This is a genomic window from Rhodococcus sp. 1168 (assembly GCF_002091955.1).
Taxonomy (GTDB): Bacteria; Actinomycetota; Actinomycetes; order Mycobacteriales; family Mycobacteriaceae; genus Rhodococcoides.
Genome location: NZ_MKKY01000024.1, coordinates 1 through 10,000, shown reverse-complemented (window position 1 = coordinate 10,000; position 10,000 = coordinate 1). Strand labels below are relative to the sequence as shown.

Genomic DNA, 10,000 nt, shown 5'->3' with positions numbered 1-10,000 from the left:
TTCGGAGCAGCTCTCAGCCCATCCCGAGGAGGCACCGTTCCTCAACTCTCATTCTTCGCCACCGATCACCGCCGGCTTCCCCACTACGACGGCAACCAGCCTGAGTTCTTTCGGTACCGGGCTACCGCCTGGCTCGCACGGGATCATGGGGTATCTCGTCGCCCCTTCCGGCCATAAGCGATTGATGAACAGCCTTCAATGGAAGCTTGTGGGTGCCGGGAAGTCCGAAGGGCTTCCGATCGACCTCGTGCCCGAGAATTTTCAGCCCATCCCGACGGCCTTCGAGCGTGGACTCGATGCCGGTGTGAGGGTGGTGCATATCGGTCCATCGATGCAGAACGGTTCAGGACTAACCCGCGCTGCGCTTCGTGGGCCGTCATTTCACACGTCGGTGTCCATCGGAGATCTGGGAGCCCAGGTCGGTGACATCTTCGATTCAGCAGGTCCGACATTGGTCTACGCCTACTACGGAGATCTCGACCTGGTCGGTCATGTTCGCGGCCCGCAGTCGCTCGCGTGGCGGCTCGAGCTCGGTCACGTCGACGATCTCGCGCAAGCGATCGCCGAGCGCCTCCCACATGACGGCGCACTGGTAGTAGTGGCGGATCACGGGATGGTCGAAGTCGAGGACAGAGTCGACTACGACACCTCCGTCGAACTGCAGCGGGAAATTCGCCTTGTAGGTGGAGAGCCGCGGATGCGCTACCTGTATGCCCGCGAAGGAGCCGCCGACGACGTAACTGCGACGTGGCGGGAGCAACTCGGTGCCGGCTTTCGCGTCGTAGCAAGGGACGACGCGGTCGATCTCGGATGGTTCGGCCCGACTGTTTCGTCGGATGCCTACGGGCGAATCGGCGACCTGCTGGTACTGGCGAACGATCGGTCCGTCGTGATTCGGAGTCGCACGGAAGTGTCCGCATCGGCTCTCCGCGGACACCATGGGTCGTTGACTTCGGCCGAACTCATGATCCCGGCCCTGGTTGTCCGGGGGAAGAGCTGATGCGAACGATTCGTGTCGGTATCCCCCGCTAGGTTTTCCCCGTTCGAGAAGTTCGCGGTTGATGACGGGGAGAAACAATGTCGACGTTCGAGGTTCGAGAACTGGATAGCTCGATGGAGAAGGACTGGCGACGGTTCGCGTCACAACTGGGCGATCGACTGGCGTCCGGTGAACGGACCGCGGATTGGTCGCTGTCGCCGGCATTCCTGCCCGAGGGTGCCGACAAGCTCGAGATGCGCATGCGGACGACTACGCGCAGAACCCTCGTGTGCGTGTCGTCGGGACTGTCGAATCCGCCTTCTCCGTGGCGTCAATCCGGTGTTTCCGACATTCATGTGTTGGAAGAGCCAGTCTTGTGTGCAGATCGGTTCGCATCGACGGTTGTCACACAGCTCCGTCGCACGTGGAATATTCCGCACCCAAGCTTCCTCGCGGGTTCGCAGGACCGGAGCACCGTCGGGGGCGTCTTCGGAGTAGAACTGATCGGCGACGCCGGGAAGGTCTTCGAGCCGATGACCTCCTCGATCCATGCTGAGGAGGAAGCTCTCGCGCGAGCAGTCCGAAGGGCATCGCAGGCGCTCCCCTGGCCGGAAATGCGCCTGGCGGCGGACGGAAGCTTCACCGTGCCGTTGGGCAAGGTAACTGCTCACGTCTATGTCGCTGCTCTCGACGAGGTACGCGTCGCTGCTCCGATAGTTGAAAGAATCGGCGGTCGCACACGTGCTGCCGAAGTGGTGGCGGATCTCAATCGTCGCCATCCGCGGCTGAAGTTTCTTCTCACCGACGACCGTGTTCACCTCACCTCGAGCATCGATGCACGGCCCTTCGTACCCCAACACTTGTTGGATGCGGTCAGCCGTCTCGCGGATTTCGTCACCCGCGTCGACGATGATTTCGCAGCTGATCTCGGCGGTTGGCTCCCGACATCGGCAATTGCTACTGGTTCCGGGGATGCCCTGGACGACGCAACCGAAGACGAGGTACCCAAGCAGTTGATGACGTTGCTCGAACTCGACGCAGAGTTGGGCGGGACTATCGACGCCGAAGATGTTGTGTCGGTGTGTGGGCGGGACCAGATGAAAATTGCTCGCTACGAGAGGTTTTGCGTTGAGCAGTCTCAGTCCTGGAAGGAATGTGCACGTGAGGCCCGTCTTCGCGGCGAGGCCGCCGCTGCATCGGAGTGCGCGGAGGAGGCAGTTCCTTGGGACCGTGTGATCGAGGCGCTGCGGTCGGCGCTCCGGACTGTCGGGTTCTACGACAACGCCTGAAGCCTCGAATCCGATCGACGACCGATCGGGTCCAGCGGATGTCAGACGATCGCGACGAGGACCCTTCGCGCGGAAGGCCGGTGAACAACGGTCCCATCCGAACGCCCTGCGAGAACAGATGTGCATGCACCTGCGCACCAGGACTTGGGAAGGAGTGATGGGCATGCGGGGAACTGCCATCGCTACCGGAGCGTCCACAGACCCGGTACCGTCGCGGATGAGCACTCCGATGCTGTTCACGAATACTCGTGTTGGCCGCGGCCCTCCGTGTAGCCCTGTTCGGCAACCAAATCGAGCTCGGCAAGGTATCGATCGTCGCAATCGAGCGCCACGTACGCATGAGCCAGCGCCTTGGAGGTTTCGTCTTGATCGACTCGCATGCTGTGAACGCCCTCCGAACGAAGACGCTCGGCCCCGAACACAAGTCCTTTCCCCCGAGTGCGTGGGGACAGTCCGTCGAGCAGTTCATCAGCACCGATCCAAGACTGGCGGACTTCCAAACGCCATTGCTCACGTTGGATCGCGGGCGCATGCAGCACAACATTGCAGTCATGGCCGACTGGGCGCAGCACGCCGGAGTCCGGATCGCACCGCACGGCAAGACGACGATGGCCCCGGCACTGTGGCAACTCCAGCTCGAATCAGGCGCCAGGGCAATAACTTTGGCAACAATCTGGCAGGTGCAGCTCGCACGAGCGTACGGCGTCGAGCGAATACTTCTCGCCAATTCCCTCGTCGATCCGATAGGACTGACCTGGCTTGCATCCGAATTGGAATCTCATCCGGAATTCGAATTCTACTGCTGGGCAGATGGCCTCGGCACCGTAGAGGCAATGAATGCTGTCCTTGATTCTGGCCCGGGCTCTCGTACGGTCAACGTGATCGTCGAACTCGGTGGAGAACACGGTCGAACAGGCGCACGAACGACGGAGGCCGCTCGTGCCGTCGCTGACGCTGTGGTCGCATCACCATCATTAGCACTCGCCGGGGTCGGTGGATACGAGGGTGCACTGAGCCATGATCGCTCAGCGGCCGGTCTGGCTGCTGTCCGCACGTACTTGGACACGGTCGGCGCCCTGCACCGGGAACTACTCGATGCCGATCTCTACGACACTCATGCCATCGTGACGGTCGGTGGCAGCGCCTATCAGGACCTGGTGATCGAGCGATTGGCTGCTGTGGTGGACCAGCAGGGTGAGCGTGGCATAACCACGTCGGTGGTACTGCGCTCAGGCGCCTATATCATCCACGACGACGGGTTCTACTCACAGATTTCGCCGATGAATTCGGCTCGCTCCGACAACCCGTTGAGATCGGCAATGCACGGTTGGGGACGCGTTGTGTCCACGCCAGAGCCCGGGTTGGCACTGCTGGACGCTGGGAAACGGGACCTGCCGTTCGACGAAGGACTCCCAGTCCCCCAGAGCGTCGAGCACGCCGAGGTCACCGCACTCAACGACCAGCACGCGTTTCTGCGGATGCCCGAAGACTCTGTTGCTCCGCCGGTCGGAACCGTCGTACGCCTGGGACTTTCACATCCGTGCACTGCGTTCGACAAATGGCGACTCATCCCTGTGATCGACGACGCCGACTCAGACAATCCCCTCGTTGTGGACCTCGTCCACACCTTCTTCTGAGACATAGCCATGACCGACGTTCTCCGCGAGCATCGATCCCCACACAAGGGAAACTTTCCCGCGGAACCTCGGCCACTATGTGATTTGGTCGCCGACGAAATGTGTGTTGTCGGCGGACAGTTCACGATTTCCTGCTCGGGATACGAGGGCGTCGATTCTGTTGTCGAGGCTGTGTGCTTTCGCTGTGTTCTCCAGAATCCGCATGTCTCATGAGACATGCCAGGATCTGCGGGCCTCATGTGATGCTAGTCGAGACGCAGGGTTGGTAGAAGAAGTAGCGTGTTGGGGCTTGAGGCATCAGTCAATGAGGACCGACCTCTGCCTCCCGGCGTGTTTCGCGAACCGGGCAATCACTGATGCCTCCAAGGTCAACGCCCCCCCACATCTGGGCACTGAAAAGAGGCCGGGCCACTCTGTACCGACACATCTCAGCACTCACTCGCTGACTTCGAAGTGGGGACGTCGGTTCGTGCAGCCCACTTCTGAATGAACTATGTCAGCAGTCGTGTGCGCTGATGCGCGGATACCGTGGCCGTAGTGCAGTCGTCTTCTAAAACTGACAACCTCGTCGGCGTTCTGGCGGCCCGGCCGTATGCGGTGGGGCTTCCTCCACTGAAATCGCTGCGACCGCGACGCGTGTGTTTAGCAACCTGAACGCCGTAATGCGGTTGCTGGCAACGCATTACCCGGTACCCCGTTTCGCTGTGCCGTTAGAACTTTAGCGTTTTCGGGCATAGGCGCGGACGGCGAGGGGACAAAAGACGGTGAAGATGACCGCCGACCAGATGAGGGTCTGAGTGATCGAGTCGTCGGCGGGGGTGCCGGTGAGAAGGGCGCGTGCACCATCCATGGCGTGGGTGACCGGATTGATGTCGGCCCATGCTTGGAGCCAGCCGGGCAGGGTGCCAACGGGGGCGGCGAGGCTGCTTCCGAGTAGGAGTAGGGAGGAAAGCGATGAAGGTAAAAGCCATGACGGTGTTCTCGTCTTTGACGAGTACGCCAAGGAAGACGGCGATCCAGCTGAGGCAGAATCCGAACAGGATCGCTAGTGCGGCCGGGGGTCACTGAATGCTCGCCGGCCCGCTACGAAAACTCACCACCGATGCAGTCACGCCCATCATGCACGCGATTCCCAACGGCACCAGCAAGGCCTGTGCCCAGTCGAGGTGAACACCTACTGGGCTTCCTGTGGTGTTCGATAGTCCGGCCGCCATCTCGTGTAGCGGCACGAGCGTACAGAGCGCACCGAGTAGCACGCCGCACGCGCCGGCGACAACAGCCTCGATGACGACCACCCCACTGATCTGCCGTTTGGTGGCACCGGAGCGCGCCAGTGTGCGCACTTGGGTCTGCCGATGCCGCATGGACATCGCGATGGTGATGGTGGCTGCGAGTACGGCGTAGCCGACAGCGACTGCGATGAAGGTCATGACGTAGCGATTGAGCAGAGTCAGGTCCTTGTCGTAGCGGGCCCCGGACCAGGTGATCGCATCCGTGACGCGGGTGCCTGCGGGGGGCTCGATGGAGGTTTGGACAGATGACGAGCGCACGAACACCTCTTCCGCCACGGCCGAGGGGTCGTGTGAGCGAATGATGCCCTCGGACAAAGCCACACCGGGATGTTCACCCCTTGGTTCGTCCACAATCGTCGTGATCGTCGGGTTGAGGGTTGCCCCATCCGCCATCACCAGGGTGACGGGGTCGCCTGTTTGCCAACCATTTTCGTCAGCCAAGTATCGGGGCACCTCGAAGCCGGAAGGCTCGGCCGCGCTCGGGAGTGCCGTGACGGGGAGCGCGACGGTGGATCCGGGAACGACAAGTCGGGCTCGACTGGATACCCCGACCTCGATGACGTCGTACTTCTCGTACGCTTGGGATACTTGGTCCGCCGTGAGGTAATCGCCATCGGACACCACCACTGACTGGCCCTCGATCTGACCTGCGGCCTCCGCGGGGTAGGCGATTCGCATCGTGGGAATGAATCCACTGGTCAGGATGGCGAGAGCCCCCGCGATGATCGCCGGCGCGGCGATCGAGGCAGACCGGCGCGGGTTTGTGGTGACCTCAGCGCTGCCGACCATGAGCGGGGCGGACGGCTGTATTCGCCAGGGCAGCCACAGCAAGATTCGTGCGAGTCGCGGCACCAGTACCGGTGCGAGACATGCAGCAGCGATGGCGGTGGTGAGAGCGATGACGATCGCCATCAACACCGAGTCCAGACCCGGCACCGTGCGGCCGGCGACCACCTCGATGACGACGAGCGCGGCCAATGCGGTTCCGCTAATCGTTCGTAGCCGCCCGCTGGCCTTGCGCGGACGGGTCGACTCGGGTCGCATCGCGGCCAGCGGGCTCACCCGCGAAGCGCTCACCGCCGAGATAGCGGCGCCGATCACGGCTATGGCAATACCTCCCAGGACAGTTGCCATGGCACCGACCCAGTCGATTGTCAGGACGAGCTGGGCGGGCAGGATCCCCCACGATCGCAACATTGCAGCCAGCGGCACCGTCGCCAATACTCCGGCCACCGCTCCCGCAACCGATCCCACCGTCCCCAGCAGCGCGGCCTCCAGCAGCACCACCCGGCGCAGCTGCTTCGGCAGCGCTCCGGTTGCGCGAAGGAGACCGAATTCTTGCGTGCGCTCGTCGACCGCAAATTTCGAGGTTACCGAGACGACGAAGAGGCTCACGACCAACGACGCGAGGGCCAGCGCCGTCAGGAACTGACTGCTCAAGTAGCGGCTTTTCGCGATCGAGTCATCCTGCAGGGCAACGCGATCGGTCACCACCTCGCCACCGAACTGCGCCGCGACCGCCTGCACCGAGGCTTCTGCCGACTGATCGGTGACCTCGATACCGAGGAGGCTGGCTGCGGGGGCCAACTGCGCGGCGGTAGCGTCGTCGAAGTAAACGCCAGGGCCGTCGGTGGTGCCGGCGACTGTCACCTCGACATCGCGTTGTGCAGTCCGAAGGGTGACCGTGTTGCCCACGGAGGAACCGAATTCCCTCCCGAGCACGACCTCCGATGCCTGCTTCGGTTCCGCACCGGAGGTCAGTCGGTAAGGAGCCAGCGATGTGCTCGACCATCCGTGGCCCGCGACCTGTGGGTCCTCGCTCGGCAGTGCTCCGGCCGGCGTGACAATCTGCGCGAGGAAGCTGCGGTCCGCCACGACATCGGAGATGCCCGGTACCGAGAGGATTCGCTGCGTCAGCTGGGCGAGCTGGTCTCCGCCCCACGCGCTGCGGTCACCCGCTTGTCCCAGAACGTTCGTCGCTCGTTCGCCGGCGACTACCAACGATGCCCCCTGAAGCCGTTCCGGTGGCTGCGGTCCTGCAGCAGCCATGACTTGTGCAGTGGCAGTCGTGATCAGAACGCCGATAAACACCGCCAGCAGTACACCCAGCGCGGCCGTGATCCGGCACCGGAAAGACGCCAATGCCCAGGTGATCATGATGTGACCTCAGTCATCCGAGCAGCGATCTGAGCGGCGGTCCGGTTGTCACCCGGGACGCCCCGGCGGTGCTGTAGATCGTCTACCACTTTCCCGTCACGGAGAAACAGCACTCGATCGGCGAACGAAGCGGCGGTCGGATCGTGGGTCACCATCACCACGGTCTGACCCTCGTGATCCACCACGCTGCGCAGCAACTCCAAGACTGACCGCGAGCCAGCAGAGTCCAATGCACCCGTGGGCTCGTCCGCGAACACCACTTCAGGCTCGGACACCAGAGCGCGAGCGACGGCTACCCGCTGCTGCTGGCCACCGGACAGCTGAGACGGCCGATGATGCATCCGATCCCCCAGACCGACCCTCGCCAGACCTGCGGTGATACGGGAACGCTCAGGCTTGCGACCGGCAAGCCGCAGAGGCAGCTCGAGATTCTGGATTGCCGTCAGCGAGTCGATGAGGTTGTAGGACTGAAAAACAAAACCCACCTTGGATCGGCGCAGGAGGGTCCGTGCCTGCTCACTGAGGGATCCCACCTCCACGTCGCCAATGAAGGTCTCCCCGCCGTCCAATTTGTCGAGCCCCGCAGCGCACTGCAACAACGTCGATTTCCCCGATCCCGATGGCCCCATCACCGCGGTGAAAGTTCTGCGATGAAAGTCGACACTGAGGTCGTTCAGTGCGTTGACGGTCTCGTCGCCCAGGTCGTACCGGCGGCGCGCGGCGCGCACGCGAACCGCAGGTATTTGTGCCGGCACCGGCCGGGTGGACCACTCCGGCGTTCTCATAGCGCTCGGTGTCCGGCGTGATCCGCCTGGCGGCGAGCCCGCAATCGCATGGCTACGAATACGACGAAAGCAATTGCGACCGAAGCGATGACGATCTTCTGAAGGATTCCGGCATAGCCCTCTACGAGGTGCCAGTTCTCACCTAGCTGATATCCCGCAGTGACAAATACGGTGTTCCAGATCAAACTACCTATTGTTGTGAGTACGAGAAACTTCAGCATTCCCATTCGCTCGATGCCGGCAGGCAAGGATATGAAGCTACGAAACAGCGGAACCATACGTCCGAGGAAAACTGCCTTCGAGCCGTGCTTTGCGAACCACGCCTCAGTCCGGTCGAAGTCACCGGCTTTGATCAGCGGGATCCGTACCACCAGTGCCCGTGTGCGCTCCCGCCCGATGAGTGCGCCCACCGCGTAGACGATGATCGCGCCCAGGACCGAGCCGAGCGTCGTCCAGAAAAGCGCGGCACCGAAGGAGAACACGCCCTGACTGGCCGAGAACCCAGCGAGAGGCAGGACGAGTTCGCTCGGGATCGGGGGGAACAGGTTGTCTGCACCGACAACGACGGCGGCACCGGGGCCGCCGAGCGCTTCCATGATCCCGACTGCCCATCCGGCCAACCCATCGAGTGGCTCGGCCTCAGCAGCTGCAGCGATCAACAAGTCGGACATATCAATTCCCCTGTTCGTCGGTGACGTCGCTCGTCAAGTAGGTCACTGAAAACGTTAGAAATTTTTCGGATGGGGAACATCGAGGAAAGCCATCGACAATTGAAAGGAACTACACCGTCAAACCCTGCGGTTTACCGCAATATCGGCGGCCACATGCTCGGCTACGCTGCTCAAGTGCTGGTTAACCATGCCGTATCCCCACCACCCGACCTGGCGGCTCGAACGTCGATCATCTCTTGAGGTTCCCCCCGAAAAGTGGACAGTGGTCACGCGGCCATGATGGGCGCGATCAGTGACTGTTCGTACGTGGTGGGGCTGAGCATCCCGATCGTGGAGTGCCTACGGCGAGTGTTGTAGAAGTTCATCCAGTTGTCAACTGCAGCAACCAATTCAGTGGCATGAACGAAGGTGTGCCGGTAGTAGTACTCGTGCTTGAACGTCGACCACAGACTTTCGGCGCCGGCGTTGTCCCAGCATTGACCGGTTTCACCCATCGAACGCCGCAACCCGTACCGTTCACACGCCTGCTTCATGATGTCAGCAGTGTACTGAGATCCCCTGTCCGAGTGCATGATTGTTCCCGCGACATCGCCGCCACGTTCGGCGACCGCCATCTCCAACGCTTCGACAACCAGCTCGGTGCGCATGTGATCGGCCACGGCCCATCCGAGAACCTTCTTCGAGTGCTCGTCCTTGATCGCGCACAGGTACATATCCCCCTCCCCGCAGGTCAGATACGTTATGTCCGAAGTCCACACCGCATCGAGTTCACCCTGATCGAAACGGCGCTGGACCAGATCATCAGGGAACGAGGCGAACGGATCGACCACGGTGGTGCGGACCTTGAACGTGCGCGGACTGATGCCGACGACACCGAGCGATCGCATGATCTTGGCGACAGTTTTCTCGGTGATCACCTCGCCTCGGTCGTGGAGTTCGGCGGTGATGCGCGGTGCCCCGTACACGCCTTTCGACTCCTGGTGGATCGCGAGGATCTTGATCTCCAGATCGGCTCTACGCTGCTCTCGCTCTGCCAATCGGGTTGTCACACTGCGTCCTTGGTTCTTGTAGAAGCCGGAGGTCGACACCTCGAGCAGGCGCGCCATCCGGTGAACTGCGGAGTTCGCGTACTCCGCGGCCATCAACGTGTAGAGCTCTACTTTTGTTGATTGGCTGCGAAGTACGCGGAC

The 10,000-nt window shown here is 62.1% G+C and carries 9 protein-coding genes (1 of these 9 cut by a window edge); 3 read left to right on the top strand and 6 right to left on the bottom strand.

Annotated elements, in window-relative coordinates:
- Together BJI47_RS02260 and BJI47_RS02255 are read left to right on the top strand one after the other, a co-directional pair.
- Positions 1-1,000: the 3' portion of an alkaline phosphatase family protein gene (locus BJI47_RS02260; protein WP_176224635.1), read on the top strand. Its footprint begins 152 nt before the window's first position; the window shows 1,000 of its 1,152 coding nt (coding positions 153-1,152); its start codon lies off the left edge, out of view; the stop codon is at positions 998-1,000.
- Positions 1,001-1,077: 77 nt separating this feature from the next.
- Entirely contained in the window at positions 1,078-2,268 is a 1,191-nt protein-coding gene (locus tag BJI47_RS02255) for a hypothetical protein (RefSeq protein ID WP_088942198.1), read from the top strand.
- Positions 2,269-2,504: 236 nt separating this feature from the next.
- Here BJI47_RS02255 and BJI47_RS23985 read toward each other — a convergent pair whose 3' ends face one another.
- Positions 2,505-2,648, bottom strand: a complete 144-nt coding sequence (locus BJI47_RS23985; RefSeq protein ID WP_176224634.1) for a hypothetical protein — start codon at positions 2,646-2,648, stop codon at positions 2,505-2,507.
- On the opposite strand from BJI47_RS23985, the gene BJI47_RS02250 reads away from it, so the two are divergent.
- Positions 2,607-3,905: an alanine racemase gene (locus BJI47_RS02250; RefSeq protein ID WP_088942199.1), complete on the top strand. Its 1,299-nt coding sequence runs from the start codon at positions 2,607-2,609 to the stop codon at positions 3,903-3,905. The two genes, BJI47_RS23985 and BJI47_RS02250, sit on opposite strands and share 42 nt — an antisense overlap.
- A gap of 718 nt (positions 3,906-4,623) precedes the next feature.
- Here BJI47_RS02250 and BJI47_RS02245 read toward each other — a convergent pair.
- The 5 genes from BJI47_RS02245 to BJI47_RS02225 form a co-directional block, all read right to left on the bottom strand.
- Positions 4,624-4,908 (bottom strand): ABC transporter permease, encoded by a 285-nt coding sequence (locus BJI47_RS02245; RefSeq protein ID WP_217808498.1) that lies wholly within the window; start codon positions 4,906-4,908, stop codon positions 4,624-4,626.
- 58 nt (positions 4,909-4,966) lie between these two features.
- The gene (locus BJI47_RS02240; RefSeq protein WP_088942197.1) at positions 4,967-7,354 is read right to left on the bottom strand and encodes an ABC transporter permease; all 2,388 of its coding nucleotides are present in this window, start codon (positions 7,352-7,354) and stop codon (positions 4,967-4,969) included.
- Entirely contained in the window at positions 7,351-8,139 is a 789-nt protein-coding gene (locus BJI47_RS02235; protein ID WP_088942196.1) for an ABC transporter ATP-binding protein, read from the bottom strand. The genes BJI47_RS02240 and BJI47_RS02235 overlap by 4 nt, the downstream gene beginning before the upstream one ends.
- Positions 8,136-8,810, bottom strand: coding sequence for a DedA family protein (locus tag BJI47_RS02230; RefSeq protein ID WP_088942195.1), 675 nt, complete (start codon positions 8,808-8,810; stop codon positions 8,136-8,138). Before BJI47_RS02230 ends, BJI47_RS02235 begins: the two co-directional genes overlap by 4 nt.
- Before the next feature lie 266 nt (positions 8,811-9,076).
- Positions 9,077-10,000: IS3 family transposase (locus tag BJI47_RS02225; protein WP_088942194.1), on the bottom strand; the 924-nt coding region annotated here is incomplete at its 5' end.

Bases quoted from the DNA above. Each gene is read 5' to 3' on its own strand.
- BJI47_RS02255 (WP_088942198.1), top strand. From the start codon at position 1,078: ATGTCGACGTTCGAGGTTCGAGAACTGGATAGCTCGATGGAGAAGGAC.
- BJI47_RS02250 (WP_088942199.1), top strand. From the start codon at position 2,607: ATGAGCCAGCGCCTTGGAGGTTTCGTCTTGATCGACTCGCATGCTGTG.
- BJI47_RS23985 (WP_176224634.1), bottom strand. From the start codon at position 2,648: ATGCGAGTCGATCAAGACGAAACCTCCAAGGCGCTGGCTCATGCGTAC.
- BJI47_RS02240 (WP_088942197.1), bottom strand. From the start codon at position 7,354: ATGATCACCTGGGCATTGGCGTCTTTCCGGTGCCGGATCACGGCCGCG.
- BJI47_RS02235 (WP_088942196.1), bottom strand. From the start codon at position 8,139: ATGAGAACGCCGGAGTGGTCCACCCGGCCGGTGCCGGCACAAATACCT.
- BJI47_RS02230 (WP_088942195.1), bottom strand. From the start codon at position 8,810: ATGTCCGACTTGTTGATCGCTGCAGCTGCTGAGGCCGAGCCACTCGAT.